The organism is Streptomyces sp. NPDC023481 (genome assembly GCF_055560195.1).
This window is the reverse complement of record NZ_JBVHJE010000016.1, coordinates 86,427-104,003: the sequence shown is the minus strand read 5'-3', so window position 1 is coordinate 104,003 and position 17,577 is coordinate 86,427. Positions and strand designations below refer to the sequence as shown.

The 17,577-nt window shown below is 70.8% G+C and carries 17 protein-coding genes; 11 read left to right on the top strand and 6 right to left on the bottom strand.

Annotation, left to right across the window (positions count from 1 at the left end; translation table 11 throughout):
- The first annotated feature begins 181 nt into the window (after positions 1-181).
- Positions 182-358, top strand: a complete 177-nt coding sequence (locus tag ACZ3ZD_RS27890; protein ID WP_467402826.1) for a hypothetical protein — start codon at positions 182-184, stop codon at positions 356-358.
- Positions 359-863: 505 nt separating this feature from the next.
- Here the strand turns inward: ACZ3ZD_RS27890 and ACZ3ZD_RS27885 are convergent.
- Positions 864-1,403: a DUF6882 domain-containing protein gene (locus ACZ3ZD_RS27885; RefSeq protein ID WP_467402823.1), complete on the bottom strand. Its 540-nt coding sequence runs from the start codon at positions 1,401-1,403 to the stop codon at positions 864-866.
- Positions 1,404-1,855: 452 nt separating this feature from the next.
- On the opposite strand from ACZ3ZD_RS27885, the gene ACZ3ZD_RS27880 reads away from it, so the two are divergent.
- Positions 1,856-2,668, top strand: a complete 813-nt coding sequence (locus ACZ3ZD_RS27880) for a hypothetical protein (RefSeq protein ID WP_467402821.1) — start codon at positions 1,856-1,858, stop codon at positions 2,666-2,668.
- A 34-nt stretch (positions 2,669-2,702) separates the two neighbouring features.
- The gene (locus tag ACZ3ZD_RS27875) at positions 2,703-2,993 is read left to right on the top strand and encodes a hypothetical protein (protein WP_467402818.1); all 291 of its coding nucleotides are present in this window, start codon (positions 2,703-2,705) and stop codon (positions 2,991-2,993) included.
- A gap of 184 nt (positions 2,994-3,177) precedes the next feature.
- Here the strand turns inward: ACZ3ZD_RS27875 and ACZ3ZD_RS27870 are convergent, their stop codons facing one another.
- From ACZ3ZD_RS27870 to tap, 3 genes are all read right to left on the bottom strand, one after another.
- The gene (locus tag ACZ3ZD_RS27870; protein WP_467402816.1) at positions 3,178-3,768 is read right to left on the bottom strand and encodes a lytic transglycosylase domain-containing protein; all 591 of its coding nucleotides are present in this window, start codon (positions 3,766-3,768) and stop codon (positions 3,178-3,180) included.
- A 349-nt stretch (positions 3,769-4,117) separates the two neighbouring features.
- Complete coding sequence (tpg, locus tag ACZ3ZD_RS27865) at positions 4,118-4,675, bottom strand: telomere-protecting terminal protein Tpg (protein ID WP_467402813.1); 558 nt, start codon at positions 4,673-4,675, stop codon at positions 4,118-4,120.
- Positions 4,676-4,687: 12 nt separating this feature from the next.
- A complete protein-coding gene (gene tap / locus ACZ3ZD_RS27860; RefSeq protein WP_467402811.1) occupies positions 4,688-6,931 on the bottom strand; it encodes a telomere-associated protein Tap in 2,244 nt (747 codons plus the stop codon).
- Between the two features lie 396 nt (positions 6,932-7,327).
- Between tap and ACZ3ZD_RS27855 the strand changes: the two genes are divergently transcribed.
- Positions 7,328-7,528 carry a hypothetical protein gene (locus ACZ3ZD_RS27855; protein WP_467402809.1) on the top strand — a complete coding sequence of 67 codons (201 nt, stop codon included), beginning with the start codon at positions 7,328-7,330 and terminating at the stop codon, positions 7,526-7,528.
- Between the two features lie 260 nt (positions 7,529-7,788).
- Positions 7,789-8,061, top strand: a complete 273-nt coding sequence (locus tag ACZ3ZD_RS27850; protein ID WP_467403151.1) for a hypothetical protein — start codon at positions 7,789-7,791, stop codon at positions 8,059-8,061.
- Between the two features lie 4 nt (positions 8,062-8,065).
- On the opposite strand, the gene ACZ3ZD_RS27845 is transcribed toward ACZ3ZD_RS27850, so the two are convergent.
- Complete coding sequence (locus ACZ3ZD_RS27845) at positions 8,066-9,061, bottom strand: Lrp/AsnC family transcriptional regulator (protein ID WP_467402806.1); 996 nt, start codon at positions 9,059-9,061, stop codon at positions 8,066-8,068.
- A gap of 127 nt (positions 9,062-9,188) precedes the next feature.
- On the opposite strand from ACZ3ZD_RS27845, the gene ACZ3ZD_RS27840 reads away from it, so the two are divergent.
- Positions 9,189-10,667: an MFS transporter gene (locus ACZ3ZD_RS27840; RefSeq protein ID WP_467402802.1), complete on the top strand. Its 1,479-nt coding sequence runs from the start codon at positions 9,189-9,191 to the stop codon at positions 10,665-10,667.
- A 38-nt stretch (positions 10,668-10,705) separates the two neighbouring features.
- Here ACZ3ZD_RS27840 and ACZ3ZD_RS27835 read toward each other — a convergent pair whose 3' ends face one another.
- Positions 10,706-10,930, bottom strand: a complete 225-nt coding sequence (locus ACZ3ZD_RS27835) for a hypothetical protein (RefSeq protein WP_467402798.1) — start codon at positions 10,928-10,930, stop codon at positions 10,706-10,708.
- A gap of 414 nt (positions 10,931-11,344) precedes the next feature.
- Between ACZ3ZD_RS27835 and ACZ3ZD_RS27830 the strand changes: the two genes are divergently transcribed.
- The 5 genes from ACZ3ZD_RS27830 (at position 11,345) to ACZ3ZD_RS27810 (ending at position 17,441) form a co-directional block, all read left to right on the top strand.
- Positions 11,345-11,875: a methanogen output domain 1-containing protein gene (locus ACZ3ZD_RS27830; RefSeq protein WP_467402794.1), complete on the top strand. Its 531-nt coding sequence runs from the start codon at positions 11,345-11,347 to the stop codon at positions 11,873-11,875.
- Complete coding sequence (locus ACZ3ZD_RS27825) at positions 11,872-13,452, top strand: SpoIIE family protein phosphatase (RefSeq protein ID WP_467402791.1); 1,581 nt, start codon at positions 11,872-11,874, stop codon at positions 13,450-13,452. Before ACZ3ZD_RS27830 ends, ACZ3ZD_RS27825 begins: the two co-directional genes overlap by 4 nt.
- 250 nt (positions 13,453-13,702) lie before the next feature.
- A complete protein-coding gene (locus ACZ3ZD_RS27820; RefSeq protein WP_467402788.1) occupies positions 13,703-16,123 on the top strand; it encodes an ATP-binding SpoIIE family protein phosphatase in 2,421 nt (806 codons plus the stop codon).
- A gap of 81 nt (positions 16,124-16,204) precedes the next feature.
- Complete coding sequence (locus ACZ3ZD_RS27815) at positions 16,205-16,627, top strand: STAS domain-containing protein (RefSeq protein ID WP_467402786.1); 423 nt, start codon at positions 16,205-16,207, stop codon at positions 16,625-16,627.
- Between the two features lie 175 nt (positions 16,628-16,802).
- The gene (locus ACZ3ZD_RS27810) at positions 16,803-17,441 is read left to right on the top strand and encodes an HAD-IA family hydrolase (RefSeq protein ID WP_467402784.1); all 639 of its coding nucleotides are present in this window, start codon (positions 16,803-16,805) and stop codon (positions 17,439-17,441) included.
- Positions 17,442-17,577 lie beyond the last annotated feature (136 nt).

Sequence of the window (17,577 nt, the reverse complement as noted above, 5' to 3'; positions counted from 1 at the left end):
TAGCGGCAACCGTCGGCGGACCAGCCGCCGGCCACGGGCCGATCGCCGCCCCGTCGCACGGGCAGGCGGACAGGCGGACAGGCGGACGGAACGCGGCTACACGGCGTCGCCGACGAGGGGGTGTCCTTTCGGGACATCGCGGAGCCCGTCGGCCGTCGTGCGGGGCGTACCGGTGACCGGCGTGTCCCACGAGGAGGCCGACGCCCACTTCCGCTTCCTCGGCGCGATGGCCGCGCCGGCCACCCCGACCTCCAGCAGCCGGACCCGGGAACTCCTCCAGTGGCGGCCGGAGCGGGCGGATCTGCTCACGGACGTCGAGGCGGGCCACTCCTTCGACACGGCCGGCCGCGCATCCTGAAGATCAGACTGTCATGCGAGAGCTCAGGACATGTTTGACGTGATGTTCTCGGCACACCCTTGATAGTTTCTGATTGTGCTTCAGATGCTTCGGTTGTGACTCAGGAGGCGGAGGGCCAGCAGCAGGGCGACTGGTTGGTCGAGCAGAGGTACCGGCGGTGCTGGAGGTGCTCAGCGGCTCGCCGATCACGGAGGTCGCCCAGCGGTACGGGCCGTCGACCGCGTGGGCAACCTCCCGGCCGGCCAGGCCCTGGAGGTCGAACGCACCGCGGACCAGGACGGCTGGAGCACGTTGGCCGCCCATCGCGTGAAGATCGGGCCAGAGCTCGCCAACCGACGGATCACCGTCCGCCTCGACTCTACGTCGAGGACACCCACTTCCGCGTCACCTACGAAGGCGCCGAGATCTCCCTCCACGCCCGCCAGGACCAACACCCCGTGATCCGTTGGAAGGCCAAGATCCATGCACCCAAGATCTGACCGACATCCCCGGCTTCCTGGGCCTGTCAATCGATATTGATCTCGAAGGTTGACGTGCCGCCGTCCTGGGTGGTCAGGGTGACCGGTCCGAACGTGATGATCGCGATCGACCTCGCGCCGGGCCCGCGATAGAAGCCTGTTGCCTTGGTGATCCGAACGGCCAGAGCCGCGAGATTACCCACCGTCTGCTCGTCAGCCTCGAGCTCCGGCGCTGCGAGAGCACCGTGGTCGTGAGTCTCGGCCCAGTCGCGAACGGCGCGGGCGTCGCGGCTCATCTCGGGCAGGATGCTCTCGTTGGCCCATGCCCACCGCCATGAGGACGCCGAGGGGCTCCAGCTGCCGAGGATCTGCGCTGGGGCTGTAGCGGTCTTGTCCGGGAACGTCCAGGTGATGAGGCCAGTTCGCTGGTCGAGCCCCCACTGATCCGCCGAGCCGAGTCCCCACGACATGTGCGCGCGGGCCAGTTGGTCGATCACCTCCTCGCCCTGCATGAGCAGCGTGCTCAACTCCAGGTCGGGGCCCTGCGGGGCGGTATCCGGCTTGCCGGCTCGCTTGAACAATCCCATGCGGCGAAGTCTGCCAGGACGGCCCCGGCCCGACCGAACCGGCCTGTGGATCGTGCGAGCCAAGGAACTGGGGTCCCGTGCTCGATGACCCATAGCTCCACGAATCCAAGATCCGGCCGATTCTGTCCAAGATGTCCTGAGTCCGTCAAGAATCTCATGAACCGAAAGTGTCAATGAGGTCCCGAGACCTCACACCACAGTCAGACCGCCGTACGACGGGGGTTCAGCCTCTGGTCTGACCCCCCGCTCCTCCCCTTGCGCCCGCGGGCTGACCCTCGCCGATCCCGCAGCCGGATGTGGCCGCGGACGGCGCGTGGGAGCCTCCAGAAGCCCCAATTCGACTACCTCGGAGGTCACTTGTGCCCACACACTCAGCGCCGCCCGCCGCTCCCGCGCGACCGGCGACCGCCTCCCCCGTCCCCCCGTGGGCGCGGCGCGCGGCGGCCGCGGCCTTGTGGACGTCACTGCCGTCGGCGCTGTGGCGGTTCGCGGTGGTGGCCGGGATTCCGGTGGGTCTCGCCCGGTCGGAGTACGACGCGATGCTGATTCCCGGCTGGGGCTGTCTCGTCGTACCGGCGCTGTCCGTGCTGCAGGAGTCCCTGGCCTTCCTCACCCTGGGGCTGGTGCGGCCGTGGGGTGAGGTGTGGCCGCGGTGGGTTCCGCGCCTGCGCGGCCGGCCCGTTCCGGTACCGGCCGCCGTCGTGCCCGCCGCGCTCGGCGCGCTCTGCTGCACGGTCTACGGCGTGCTGTTCGTCTGGACCACGCTGCACGCCGACATGGGGATCACCCGGTGGGGAGCGTGGGTGATGAACGCCTGCTACGTGCCGCTGGTGGTGTGGGGACCGCTGCTGGCCGTCGTCACCGTGCACTACTACCGGCGCCGCGTGAACGGCACTCCCGGCCCCGCCCCGGCCCCCGCCCAACGGGAGCCGGGGTATCCCCCGCTCCCCCGCTCCAGGCCCGAGGCCCGCGGCGTGGTCGGTGTACTCGGGTCGGCCGGGGGCCGCCGGTTCGGGGCGGTGGTCGGCGGGCGCCGGGGGGGCGAGGTCGGCCGGCGACCAGCGTGCGGTGGGGAGGCAGTAGGCCCGGACCGGTGCGACGGACGGCCGGCGGAACCGAGGCGCCCCTGCAACCGACGCCGGTCCCCTACCGACCGGAGGCCGGAACCGCACCGGGCAAAAGCTCCCCCGCTTGTTGTCCGGTTTGGGCGGTGGGACATGGCCTTCGGCCGGGTAGCCGCTGCTGTGAGCGACGCAGGGCCCTGACGGCGCCCGCTTCGCGGGAAGGAGATCAGAACGCATGGCAACCGGCGCGGACTCGGCGAGGATCACGGCGAAGGTCCAAGGCAGGGACATCACACTCCACGGCCCCCTGACCAAGGACGAGATCCGGAGCACGATCTGGTGGTGGCAGAGTGTCGACCCCAGGACTTCCGAGGAACGGGAAGGACGTCAGCACGATTACGACGACTCCCACAAGGACGTGATCACGACCTTGGGCGGGTACTACGAGGTCTCCCCCGACCCCCGTACGCCCGAGGCTGAAAGGCTCGTGGATCTGGTGTACGACGAGCTCAACCCGAACGAGTGACACAACGCAGCACGGACACAGCCGGTGATGAACACGGTGACCAGGTCGGGGCGGCCTAGTCGCTGGGGTACGCGTCCACCGCTCCCGGCCGTCGGAGTCGGCCGGGAGCGGTGGACGCGATGGCTACCAGGCGACCGCGCCAAGAGCGCTTCCCCGCAGCATTACCGTTGTGTCGCCGTAGACGCTAGGACGACCGGCGTCCGCCACGGTCCGTCAGGACCTGCGCGGCCCGGTTCCTGGACGCACGGAAGCGGCGGAGGTACGACCGTGCCATGGGTCCCGGTGGAACACCCCTGGCAAAGGCCCGCATGTTGCGTTCGCCCGTGTTGTAGCCCAGGGCGAGGAGTTCGTCGCGGGTGTAGCGGCGTACGTGCCGTTGCGGCAGGCTCCGGTCGAGATCCTTCAGGTGCAAGGCCGCCGCGCGGATGGCGAAAGCGGGATCGTCGCGCAGGTCCTGCCACCTCTCCGACATGCCGTGCGTCCGCCGTACCTGCTCGAAGGTCGCACGGTGCATGTTGGCGACCCCGAAGGACGCCCCAGGCTTCCACCACTGCCACAGTCGCTCCAGCAGCGGGTGGTGCGGCTTGTACGCCTCGACGTGGAGCACCGTCATCACCAACAGGGGTGACACGTCGGCCTCCTCCGCGCTGCGCACCACGCAGCCGGTGTACTCGGCAGGGTCGTAGCCGCCGGGACGCAGCGGTGGCCTGCGACCGCCACCGCGGCCCGTCACCCGAAGCCGCAGCCCCGACATCGCCGTTGATCTGCCGGCCATCCTCACTCACCTTTCTCCTGCCGCCCGGCCACCGCGCGAGCGGCACACGCATCCGCCGTCCTGCAGTGCACGTGCCCGTGACGCCTGACCTCAACCAGGGCGTCCGGTGTGCTGGTGCGGGCGGCGTCAAGAGGTGCACACCGTACGCCCCGTTCTCGTCCTCGAACTCGTCGACATCGACGCGCCACCCCTGCGGTTCTTCCTCGGCACCTGCTCCTATCCGGTTGTCGAGGCGGCATGAACCGGTACTGCGCCGTGCAGATCGGTACCAGCAAGTCTGCCTGCCTGTGTGGCGACTACCGCGCTTCGGCTCAGGTCCGGGGCTCGCGGGCTGTTCGGGGCGCGGCCTTCACAGCTCGAACTCGAGGTGCTCGATGTCCGTGAACCGCACCTCTTCCAGGCTGCCGGCGCGGCGGCCGCCGTCCTGGAAGTACACCTCCTTGAGCGCTTCGGCGGCGATCTCCTGGAGGCGGGCGTCGCTGGCACCCTGCTCCTGGGCGTCGAAGAGGCGGGCGGCGTAGACGGGCGGCAGGGCGACGGTCAGGTGCCGGATGCGGTCCTGGTCCGTCGACCCGATCGGCGCGGTGTAGCCCATGCGGGCGCGGGTGTCGATGACGATGCCACCGGTGTTCGCCGCCCTGGCCTTTGCCTTGGCCCGGATCTGCGGCTGCCACCGCTGCTTCACCTCGCGCTCCAGGCGCGCGGCGAGGTCCGGGCGGGGCTTCTTGATCTGGTCCTTCACGTACCGCTCCACGGTGCGCTGGGAGACCCGCAGTAGCTGGGCGACCGCCTTCGTGCCCTTGAGCTGCCTGACCAGATACCGCATCTGCGCGGGCGCGCTCTTGGGCGCCGGGCGGGTGAACGCCTTCTGCACCGCGGCCTCCAGGCCGTCCCCGAACAGGCTCATCGTGGCCTACTCCTACTCTCCGTGGTCGACGTCGGTGACGGTGCCGTCCTTGATGTACCGGGCGAGGTTGAGCGCTGGGGCGTTGAACCGCTCGCGGACCTCCTCGCCCCACAGCACGGACTGGGTCCCCTCGTGCTTGACCAGGCCGGGGTTGATGCCGAGCTTGAAGCCGCCGGGCAGCGGCTTGCCCTCGCGGTAGGGCAGGAAGTCCAGCGGCGAGGGCCCGTTGGAGGCGTAGACGACGCAGTCGGACAGGATCGCGATGGGGTACTGCCCGGTGAACGCCGCGTGCTTGACGATCTTGCGGTGCAGGTTGACCCGGGTGCGGGAGATGACCGCAGCGCGGATGTCCGGCCGCCACGTCGGGCGGGACAGTGCCCGCCACGGCTCACCCGGCCGCCAGCCCTCACCACGCGGGCGCTCGCGCAGCTTGCCCAGACCACCCTTCACCGTGGCCTTGATCGCCGAGACGACGATCGCCAGCTCCGGGTCGCGGCTCTTGTAGCCGTCCATCGCGGCGAGGAAGTCGGCCGGGGCGAGGTCGGCGTCGACGCCGAGGTCGGCCATCGTGGCGAGGTAGGCGTCGCGCAGCCGCTGGTACCAGCCGTCCAGGTAGCGGCCGTTGTCGTAGCGCACCCACGCCTCCAGCGGGCGCACCTCGTAGCCGAGCTCCGCCGCGTAGGCGACGGTCGGCGTCGCGTACCAGGCCGGCCCCGTCGGGCGGTCGCCCTTCGGCGTGAACGGGGAGGGCAGCAGGCTGCCGTCCAGCTCCACCCACTCCTTGCCGACCTTCACCTTCGACAGGTCGACGTGAGAGAGGTCGACCAGCCACGAGCCGGGCAGCTTCGGATCGAACACGGGGGCCTGGACGTGCGTCGCCTCACCGAGGCCGACGTTCAGCCCGTTCGCACCGGCGGCGAAGGCCATGTTGACGTCGATGCCGACCAAGTGCCGCAGGGTGCACTCGGCATCGGTCATCGGCCGCGCCCAGTCGTACGCCTCCTCGAACAGCTTCTCGCCGGGGCCGCGCACGTGGAACCGGGGCACGTCCTTCAGAACCGGGTGGCCGTCGGGGACCTCGCACGGCGGCCAGTTCATCGGGGCGATGGCGTCCTTGCCGAGCGAGCCGGGGTTGTGCTCGGAGTGCCGCTTGCCGTCGGCGTCGGGCTCGGAGGCGCGGGTCGGCGGGTGCAGCGCGGTCATCAGCTCCAGGCCGGTGACGGCGGTGGAGCCGCGCGGCGTCATCACGCGCGAGGCGTACACGCCCAGGACGCGCGCGAGTTCGGCAGGCGGGAGCTGCCCGGCCTCGCCCCAGTGCCGGGTGTCCAGCGCGTTCCAGGAGGGGATGCACAACTGCACGCAGGCCCGCTCCGATCCAGTGGCGGGGCGGTAGATCCGCGCCCACGGGCCGAAGCCGCGCTTGGTCAGCTTCCACTCCGCGCGCGCGAGCTGCTTGATGACCTTGTGGCCCTCCGGGATCCGCCCGGCGTGCCTCTCCTCCCCCGTGAGCGTGACGGGGAGGCCGTAGCGCTCCAGCGCGGCCTCGGTGAGCACGAGCAGCGGGTCGGCGTCCTTGCCCGGCCCGGCGAGCTTCGGCTGACCGAGTTTCGCCTCGCGCAGCGTCCAGTCGACCAGCGCCGGGATGCTCTTGGCGGGCACGTCCAGGACCAGGCCGCCGGTGCAGTACGCCAGCACCTGCCCGTCCTCGACGTCGACGACCGCGAGCGGTCCGTTCTCGAACCGCGGGTCGGTGCCGCCCGCCGGGGTGCCGGCCGGGGGCGTCTTCTTCGCACCCGGGCGGCGCGACGTCGACGACGTCCTGGTGGTGCGCGCCGGACGGGGAACGGCCGCCGGAGCAGCGGCGACGGGAGCAGGCACAGGGGCCCGGGTGTTCCCGGGTGCGGTCATGCCCGCAGCGTCGGGCGCCTGGCCTGTGGCCAGAGTCTGCGCCTTCGTCGGGGCGGCGGTGAGCGTGGCCGGCGCTGCGGCGTCCTGGACCGGCGCGGCGGTGGCGTCGGCGGGGTAGAGCTCCGCGAGCTTGTCCAGCAGCCGGGCGTAGGCATCGCGCTCGGGCGGGCGCGGCTCGGTCTTGCCGGACTCCCAGCCGGACACCGTGGCCCGGCGCACCTTCAACGCGGTGGCCACTTCGTCGATCGTCAGACCGTGCGCGGCACGCAGCCGCTTGCGCTCGGCCGGCGGCGGCAGCTTGGCGCGGGACGCGAGCAGTGCGTCGACCGCGTCGAACAACTCGGACATGCAGCACCTCCTGAGCTGCACTCTACTCCGCGACGCACAAACTGCGTACATTTTCCGTACGAAGTGCGTACGAATGGCGTTCGAGGGTGGAAGCGACGTGCCGTACCCCTGTTGAGCAAGGGCGTCGCGATGAGGGGCGGATGGCTGGTCAGTCCGGCGGAGGAGACGGTGCGTTTCCGTGTTGGGCCGCCAGCGGCCGTGGACGGAGGGGAAGGCACGTGACGCGCCGGACGTAGGGCCTGGGCGGAACATGGTTTGCCGATCGCGGTGATCGTGTGGAGATGCATCGCACTGCGCCGGAATCCCTGGCTCTGGGTGGCGCGCACGTTGAGACTGGCTGCCGGCGTGGTCTGGCGCGCCCACACCCGAACCTCACCGGTCGATCAAGGAGTTCAGATGCGTCTGCGCAAGCGTACGGTTGCCGCCGTGTTCGTGGCCACCGCAGCCTTCACCGGCCTCGCCCCCCAGGCCCTCGCCGCCCCCATGCCCTGGGAGACCAGCAAGACCCCCGCGACCACCACCCCCGATACCGCCTCTGCGACGGCCGGCGAGAGGGGCACCGTCACCGTGCTGTGCGGTCCTCCCTGCTACCAGTAGGCAACCGCACGCTGGCACAGCTTCGGTGACGCGGCCACGATGAGCAATCGGTTTGGGGTGACAGTCCCGGCTGGTTAGGTTCCGGGCCATGAGCGGACCGGTGTTGGTGATCGAGTTGGCGAAGGCCGTCCCCCGCGTGGCGATCCAACGGCTCCGCGACTTTCCGGCTCCTGAAGTAGCCGGAACTCAGCCAGCTGGCTCACGCGAGTAGTACCCGCTTGCGAGGCAGTTTGAAGCCCGCTCGGCCGAACATCTGGCGCTTGAGCATCTTGATCCGGTTGACGTGCCCCTTCGACGGCACCCGAGTTCCAGGCCAGGGTCAGTCCCGCGATGACGGCGTCGAGGTCGCGGGCGATGCCGACGGCGAGGGTGTGGCGGGGCAGGTCATCCTGCCGGACGGCGTCGAGCCAGTCAGGCAGGCGCTCGCCCTGGCGCTCGGTGAGCATGGTCGCGAAGGCGCGGACGTGCCGGGTGAGGGCGTCGATTTCGCCGGACGTTCGTGCCTGCGGCGGGCAAAGAAACCGGAGGCGTAATGAGTCAGGGTGTCCGCAGAGCCACCGCTGCCTTGTATGTGCGCAGTACCGGGGCCGTTTCAATGCGTGCCACTGACTCCCATGCCACGCGCCGCGTGAGGTACGCGTGGAGCTCCTCTGCGTCCCGGCACAGCGCCTGCGCGACCAGATTCGTCGGCCCGGTCGTCGCCGCGACCAGCGCCAGTTCGTCGTGGGCCGCCAGGGCGGTGGCCACCGTCTCCAGGTGCGCCGGCGCGACCTGCATCCACAACAGCGCCGACACCGTGATGCCCACCAGCGCCGGGTCCACGTCCACGTCGAAGAACAAAGCGCCGCGCGCCCGCAGTTCGGCAAGCCTACGCGCCACTGTCGACGCCGTCGTGCCGGTCACCGCCGCCAGTTCTGCGTAGCTGGCCCTTGCGTCCTCGCGCAACGCGTCCAGCAACACCCGGTCCGCGCCTGTGAGCAGGTACGGCTCTTCCCCAAGGTACGCGGCTCGCCGGCTGACGCTGCTTGGGTCCTGTTCAGCGCGTAGCCGGGCCTGCTGCTCTTCGTCCAGCACGTTCACCCGCCCCCGCCATGCGGTCGGCCCGCCGAGGTACGTGTGCAGCAGGTAGTGCGCGGAGACCGAGGTGATCCCGGCGGTGCGTGGGATGTCGCGCAGCAGCAGCGCGTGCGCGTCCGGACCGGAGGGCGCCGTGTGGATGATCGCCACGATCTCCGTACCGCCGGACGTCAGCCGCACCCACGAGGTGTCCGGCCGGCGCGCGAGCGCCACCGCAATGTCGTGCGCGCTGCGCGTCGCGGCCGTCAGCCGCACGAACCACTGGTGTGCGCCCGCGCTGCGCGGTGTCGGCAGCGTCACTACCCGCAGCCCGGCCTGCGCGTACAGGCGGCGGTAGCGGCGGACGACGGTCTGCGTCGAGGAGCCGAGGATCTCGGCAATAAGCGTGAACGGCGCCCGCGCGTCCACCTGCAGGGCATGGATCAGGCCTCGATCCAGATCGTCCAGTACGAGCACATTCAGCAATCTAGCTGATCCGAGTGGAAGTAATCACACATCGACTGCGAAGAAATGGAAGCCGCCGCAGGTGGACGGGCACGGTGGTCACCGGTCCGTCACTACCCCGTATCCCTAGGGAGACCGCATGTCTCGCACGACCGGCACACCCGCCACCGCGCCTGCCGCACCGGGCACTCTCGCCGAAGCGCCCACGCCGTACCGGTGGCGCTGGATAGCGCTTGCCGCACTCCTTGCCGCCGAGGCCATGAACCTGCTCGACGCCACCATCGTCCAGGTCGCCGCGCCTGTCATCCACACCGATCTCGGCGGAGCAGGCGCTACCATCCCGTGGTTCAGCGCCTCCTACACCCTCACCTTCGCCCTCGGCCTGCTCACCGGCGCCCGCCTTGGCGACATGCACGGCCGCAAGCGCGTCTTTCGTACCGGGGTCATCGCATTCGCCGCGACCTCCCTGACGTGCGCGCTCGCTCCGACCGCCACCGTTCTCATCATCCTGCGCGCGCTGCAAGGGGCCGCTGCGGCCGCGATCATCCCGCAGACATTCGGGCTGATCCGCGCCATGTTCACCGGCCCCGAACTGTCCAAGGCTCTCGGCACGATCGGTCCCGTCATGGGGCTGTCCGCCGTCGCCGGCCCCGCGCTCGGCGGCGTCCTCACCCACGCCGACCTGCTCGGCGCCTCCTGGCGCGCCGTCTTCCTCGTCAACCTCCCCCTCGCCGCCGCCGTTCTGGCCGCCACACCCCGGCTGCGCGAGGACCGTGCCCCCGTCCGCCCCCGCCTCGACCCGGCCGGCACCGCGCTGGCCATGCTCGGCACCGCCCTGCTGGTGTGCCCGCTCGCCACCGGCCGCCCCGGGCCCGCAGCATGGGCGACTGCCGCAGCCGGTGCCGTCGTACTCACGGTGTTCGTCGCCCAGCAACGCCGCACCGCCCGTCGCGGCAAAGCCCCGTTGATCGAACCCGCCCTGCTGCGCGGCCGCTCCTTTCCTGCAGCACTGGCCACCTCCATGCTGTTCTTCGCCGTGATGAACGGCGTCATGATCACCGTCGTGCTACACCTCGAACTCGGCCTCCACGACGGGCCGCTCACCGCCGGACTCAGCCTGCTGCCCTGGTCCACGGGACTGGCCGTCGCCTCCTGGCTGGCCGGAAGCCACCTCGTCCCCCGGTACGGCGGGCGCGTCATGCACGCCGGCGTCGCAACGTTCGCCGGCGGCCTGGCCGCAGCCGTGCTCTCGTACCGCGCCACCGCCCCCGACGCCTACCCGACGGCCCTCCCGTTCGCCCTCGCGTTGGCCGGGCTGGGCTCCGGGCTGTTCACGCCACCGTTCTTCACCACTGCGCTGGGAGCCGTCGGACCGCAGGAGACCGGCTCCGCAGCGGGACTACTCAACGCCGTCCAACAACTCGGCGGGACCCTTGGCGTCGCTCTCATCGGCGGGATCTACCTCGACACGACCAGCGGCCCCCGCACCGCGGCCCAACACGCGCTCGGCACAGCCGCCGTGCTCCTGGCCGCCACCGCCGCGGCCGCCGGTGTGATGACGGCGCGCCATACCCGACCGGACGGCCCCACCGACAAGGCCGGGGGCGAGGCGGGCTGACCGTCGCACCCGCTGTGACATCCACGGGCCTGCGCCCGTCACACGGTTACAGCGCCGAACGGGCTCGCGGGAGCGGTTCGTGATCGCGTCGCGAGCCCGCTCTGGGGGACAGCGGTTGGTGCAGAGAGGTCCAGCACGGTGCCGCCGGCGGCCGGGACGTCCCAGGCACGGTCGGTGATCAGGCCCTGGAGGCCGACGGCGAATCCGGCCGGCTCCCGGCCGTCCGCAGCGGCGGCGCACATGAAGGCGCGATCCTCCTCCATGGGCGGTCTGCTCCTGCCGGGTTCCTCCTCCGCGCGCCGGCTGACGGAGTCAAGGCCGTCCGCGTGCGCCGGCATCACCCCGTCCAAGCCCGCCAGGGCCGCCTTGGCGCCAGCTGGTGCCCCGGCGGACGACGATCGCTACGAGGTCGTCGGCTTGGCGATGCTCGACGACGACTCCGACGTCGTCACCTTTACGCTGCGGGCGCACGAGAACCACCTCCACGCGGGTGCGCCCCGAGGCGGACTTCCGGTCACCGTTCGGCGCGGCACTGGCCGACGGCACGGCCCGGGGGATCCAGCCCTACGAGTCTGGTGGTGGCGGGCCGGAGGGCGCTGGCAGAATCAGCTCCCGTCACAGGAAATGAGGCCACGCCGGTCCCGTTGCGGTCGTGGTCCGAGGGCGAGGGAGCCGGCATGGGGCAGGTACCGGATGTGGAGATCCCGCTGGACCGTGATGTGTTCCTGCGGACTCTGGTGCGGGAGTTGGCGACGTCGCTGGAGTCGGTGATCGGTCTGGAGGAGGCGTCCGGTTACGTCAGCCTCGTGGGGCAGGCCGTCGGCACGCAGATCGACGAGATGTACCTCAAGGCGCTGGGCGTCGACCGGCTCACGGGTGAGCAGGTCGCCGAGGCACTCGTGGATCTCAAGCGCCGCATCAACGGTGACTTCTACGTCATCGAGCACGACGAGACCAAGATCGTGCTGGGCAACCGGGTGTGCCCGTTCGCCGAGAAGGTGCTGGGCCGGGAGTCGATGTGCATGATGACGTCCAACGTCTTCGGTACCGTCGCCGCCCGCAACCTGGGCTACGCGCGCGTCGAGTTGGAGCAGACCATCGCGCGCGGTGACGCCGGGTGCCGCGTGGTGGTGCACCTGGTCCCCGACGTGGACATCGAGACGGTCAGTGGCCGTGAGTACTTCGGTGACCAGGCTGTGGCTCCATGACCCTTGGCCTCTTCCGGGCCATCACCAAACCGCTGCCCCATCCGGTGCTGCTCTGCGGTGCCGACGGCCGCGTGCTGGCCGCCAACCCGGCGGCCTGCCGTTGTGACGACCGGCTGCGTCCGGGCGCCAGCGTGTTCGATCTACGGCCCGAGGACACGCCGTGGCTGCGTCGGCAGCTGGCGGTATGGCTGAGCAGCGGCAGCCCCGTGCCGGGTGCGCTGGTCGTCAAGGACGCCGACGGCCGCATGCGGCGTTTCCGCTGTCACGGGGCACGGGCCACGTGGTGGGACGGCCCGCTGCCGGTCCTGCAGCTGCACCTCGTCGAGGCGGGGACGTCCGACCAGTTCGTCGTGCTCAGCCAGCAGGTGGAGGCGTTGAACCGGGAGGTCGCCTTCCGCCGGGCCACGGAAGTGGACCGGGCGCGGTTGCTGGCCGCCGAGCAGGCCGCCCGTGCCCAGTTGCAGCACCTGTACGACCTGACCGCCGCCCTGGCCGGCGCGATCACCCTCGCGGAGGTCTCCCGCGTGGTCAGCGAGGTGGCGCCTGCCGCCCTGGGGGCCACCGGCGCGGAGCTCTACCTGCATTCGGAGCGGCTGGTGCCGCCGCTGCAGCCGGGCGACAACGGTGTGCCGGCCGACGCGGGGGGCTGGACCGACCTGGACCGGCCGTCTCCCGCGAACGGCTCGCTCCCCGGTGAGCCCGCGGAAGCGGTTCCGCTCGCGCTGTCGCTGGAGGCGGACGGTGTGCGGCTGGGCATGCTGATCGTGTACGGCTCGCACAGTTCCACGGCTCCCGAACACGTGACGGCTGTGGCCCAGCAGATCGCCCAGGCCCTGCGCCGGGCGGGGCTGCACGAGCACGAGCACCGGGTGGCCGAGCGTCTGCAGCTCAGCCTGCTGCCCCAGCTGCCGCACCTGCCCGGTCTGCAGACGGCCACCTGCTACGCCCCGGGCAGTGACCTGCTCTCGGTCGGCGGCGACTGGTACGACGTGTACGACGTGGACGCCGATCACATCGGGCTGAGCATCGGTGACGTCGCCGGCCACGGTCTGCCCGAAGCGACCGTCATGGCTCAGATCACCGCCGCCCTGCGCAACATCGTGCCGCGCTGCGGCACCGACCCGGCCGCCGTCCTGGGCGAGCTCAACACCTTCCTGGGCCGCTACCATCCGAACCGTATGGCCACCGCCTGCTACCTGGTCTTCGATCGCCGGACCCGCGCCCTGACCTACGCCGGCGCCGGGCATCCGCCACCGCTGCTCATCCACGCCGACGGCACCAGCGTCTACCTCGACAACGCCATCTCACCGCCTCTCGGGCCCGTCCGGAACATCTGCTACCGGCAGGCCGGCACCACCGTCGCCGAGCACGACACGCTGCTGCTGTACACCGACGGGCTGATCGAACGCCGCCGCGAGGATCTCGCCATAGGAATGGAACGGCTGACCGAGTTCGCCCGCACCACCAGCGGCCTGGACATCGCCGAGCTGTGCGACCGGTTCCTGCACCATCAGCCGGAGGCGGCGTTCCCCGACGACCGGGCCCTGCTCGCCGTCCGCTTCCCCCCGCCGGACTGACCGGACCGCCGGATCCGGATGCCTCGGCTGCGTTCGGTCCGCCCCACCGCCGCCGGCGCTTTCTCAGTCGAGGCCGGCCTCGCCGTCCTGCGCTGCCGTGCGGCCCGTACGGCATCCGGGTGAGGCGGCGGGCAGGGGATGGCCGGACCGGTGGGACGTACCAGAATCGGCCAGGGGTTAATCTGTGGTGTCCATGGCCCTGCTGCCTGTCCATGGTCCTCCCCTCTTCCGTTATCGAGGTGTGCACAGCGTGCAGGACGTCCGGTTCGATCTGTCGGCCTTTGGTCTCAGTGAGACAGCCCGATGTACTGCGCACCTACGCAAGGCCGTCAGCGGTGCGCCGTCTCCGGACGCGGCGGCACAGACGATCGCCGACTTCTTCTACGACAGTCTGATCAACGGGCGTGACGGACGGGCGTGCGCCGCGGTGGGGGTCTTCCTCGGCGGACCCTGTGACGCCGTCCCCGCGGCGCTCGGACACCCCCGGCGCCTGTCCCTGGCCGGTTTTCGTGGCCCGGACGCCCACCCGCCCGGCGCGGAGGGCTCCGGTCCGCCGGGCGTGGGCGTGCTGTCGTCCGACGCCGTCGACGAGGCACCGTCGGTGCACCGGCTGCTGGCCCGTCTGGGAGTGACGGCCGAGCCCGCGGACGGCGCCGCGTCCCCCGGGAGCGGCGCCGAGGTCGTGCACCTGTCCGGCGACCGGCTGGACGGGCTGGAGGGCTTGCTCCCCGGGCAGGGCATCGGTTCCGCACTCGCCTTCGGGGGGCTCCTGTCGCCGGGTGCGCGATTCGCCGTAGTGCTGTTCTGCCGTGCCCCGCTGTCCGCCGAGGTCGCCGCGCTGTTCCGGACCGTCGCCGGCAGCACGCGCCTGGCGCTGCTGTCCGCCGGGCGGCCGTCGCCCGCCGTGGAGGCGCGCGCGGCTCGCACCCTCCTGGAGAGCATGGAGGGCCTGGTCGAACAGCGGGCGGCGCACCTGCAGACGGTGGTGGACCAGCTGCGCTCCGCCACGACGGAGTTGCGACGGTCCCAGAAGGAGCTGGAGCAGCGGGAGCGGGAACTGCGCGAGGAGGCGGCGATCGTCGAGCTGCTCCAGGGGGTCGGCAGCGTCCTGGCCGCGGAACTCGACCTCGACACGCTGGTCCAGCACGCGGTCGACGCCGCCACCCATCTGGCCGGGGCGGCGTTCGGCGCCTTCTTTTACAACGTCCTCGGTGAGACCGGGGAGTCGTACCTGCTCTATGTGATCTCCGGCGTGGACCGGTCGGCCTTCGCCAAGTTCCCCATGCCGCGCAACACCCAGGTGTTCGAACAGACCTTCCGGGGTCTGGGCGTGGTGCGGTCCGACGACATCACCCAGGACGCACGGTACGGGCACAACGCCCCGCACCACGGCATGCCGGAAGGACACCTGCCGGTGCGCAGCTATCTGGCCGTTCCGGTGATGTCCCGGGGGAAGGTGCTCGGCGGGTTCTTCTTCGGCCATCCCGAGCGGGGGATCTTCACGGAGCGGCACGAGCGCCTGGTCACCGGTGTCGCCGCGCAGACCGCCGTAGCGCTGCAGAACGCCCAGACGTACCGCCAGGAGCAGGAAGCGGCCGCAGAGCTGCAACGCCACCTGCTGCCGGCGCTGCCCCACGTCGACGGGGTGGCCAGCACATGGCGGTACCTGCCCGCCGCACGCGATCGCGGTGCCGGCGGTGACTGGGTGGACCTCATACCGCTCGCGGACGGCGAAGTGGCGCTGGTCGTCGGTGACGTGATGGGCAAGGGCGTCAGGGCGGCTGCGGTGATGGGCCAGATCCGCACCGCCTGCCGCGCCTACGCGCAGCTCGGTCTCGCCCCCGCCGACGTGCTGGAGCAGCTGAGTGTCCTGGTGGACGACATCGCCCCCGGCTCCGTCGCCACCTGTGTGTACGCGGTGCTCGACACACGCCACGACCGGCTGCGTACGGCCGTGGCCGGGCACCTGCCGCCGGCGCAGCGCGACCCCGAAGGCGGCGTGAGGTTCCTGGACGAGCAGGTGGGGCCGCCGTTGGGAGTGGGCAGGCGCCGTTACGCGGAGCAGGAGGTCGCTCTGCCGCCCGGGTCGCGGCTGCTGCTGTACACGGACGGGCTGGTGGAACGCCGCGGGCGTTCCATCGACGACGGGCTACGGCAGCTGCGGGAGCTGTTGGCCGGGCCCGTGGGCGAGATCGAGGCGGACTGCGACTCCTGGCTGGACGCCCTGGCCGGGGGGCAGCACGACGACGACATCGCCATGTTGTACCTGCACCGGCCGGAGGACGCGTCGCACCAGGTGGTGGCGGTGGCCCGGGACTACGCTCCGGTCTCGAGCGCGGTCCCCGACGCCCGCGACCTGGTGTCCGAGGTCATGCGCGAGTGGGGCCTGCGGCATCTGGCGAACGACATGATGCTGATCGCCGACGAGATGGTCGCCAACGCGGTCCGCCACGCCAGGACGCCGCTGCGCGTCGAGCTGCGGCGGGCCGGTGAGCGTGTCGTGCTGGAGGTCACGGACAGCAGTCCCGAGGAGCCGCGTCTCATCGTCTCCCATCCCGGCGAGTTCGGGCATCGGGGCATATTCCTGGTCGACGCCATCGCGACGCGATGGGGCACCCGCTGGATCGACGGAGGAAAAGTGGTGTGGGCGGAGATCAAGACCTCCTCGTGACGACGTACCCCGGTCGGCTCCCGGCCGGGACAAGGACAACCAGCCCACTCGTTCGCCCCGGACTCAGGAGAGACGCCCCCGATGACCCCCTCCCCCGGCCCCGAGGCTGACAAGCCCGCCGACATCTCGCCGCCGGTCGGCTCCGCGAGTCTGGTCCCGTCCGGCCCGACGCTTTCCCTCGCGTCGCACCGGGGCCCTCGGCACGCGGTCGTCGCCGTGGACGGCGCCATCGACTACCACACCGCGCCCCAGTTGCTGGGACACCTCACCACCGCGGAGATACAGACCGTCCCGCTGCTGGTCCTGGACCTGACCCACGTGGACTTCTGCGACTCCAGCGCGCTGGGGGCCTTCGTCGCGATCCACCGTCGGCGTACGGACGCGGGACTCCGGTTCGCGTTGACCGGTATCCAGCCGGAGGTGCGACGCATCCTCGAACTCACCCGCCTCGCGACCGTCCTGCCGCTGCACGAGTCGGTCGAGGATGCGCTTTCCGCTGATTGAGGGGGGTCGGTCCGGTCAGGTACCGGTGCCCGGCTCCTTGGCCCAGCGGCTCGCGACAGGTGTGTCACAGGGTTGCGGGACTGCTTGACCCTGCCCCCAGGGGGAGGGCAACAGTGTCTCCTCAGATCACAGGAGTGTGCCCGTCGGCCAGGCGGGGTGATGAGGGGGAGTTCGCGTGACCGAGGTTTGCGTCATCTTCGACATCGGCGGCGTACTGGAGATCACGCCGGAAACGGGATGGGCGCAACGGTGGCAAGAGCGGCTGGAGTTGCCACTGGGCACCGTGCACGAGCGGATGCGCGACGTGTGGCGTGCCGGAAGCGTCGGGAAAATCAGCGAACGAGACGTGGAGTGGGAAGTGGCATCACGTCTGGGTCTCGGCGTTCACCAGGTCCAAGCCTTCATGGCTGATCTCTGGGCGGAGTACCTGGGAGCCCCGAACGAGGAACTCGTTGCCTACGTGCAGGGGCTGCGGGGGCGATGCAGGCTGGGCATCCTCAGCAACAGCTTCGTCGGAGCCCGCGAGCGGGAGACGGCGCTGTACCACTTCGATGAACTGGTTGAGCGGATCGTCTACTCGCACGAGATCGGCATCGAAAAGCCTGACCTGCGTGCCTTCGAAGCTGCTTGCGCCAGCCTGGGGGTGCAGGCGGAGAGCTGCCTCTTCGTGGACGACGTGGCGGCCAACGTGCAAGCCGCCCAGGCGGCGGGCATGCAGGCGCATCTGTTCGAGGACAACGCCGGCACTGTCACGCGCATCGCAGCTCATCTGGACGCTGGGTCCTTGGCTCCGGCACACGTCCTGTTCGGGTGACGCGTCCGGCCAGACCGAATCCATGCGAGTCCGAGAAGCGCTTGCGGGCGTTCTCCTTCGATGACTGCGGTTTGAGGGAGACGGCGGCGGGGCTGATCGCGTGGTGGCTCGAAGAGTTCTCCGGCAGGGTGGCCTG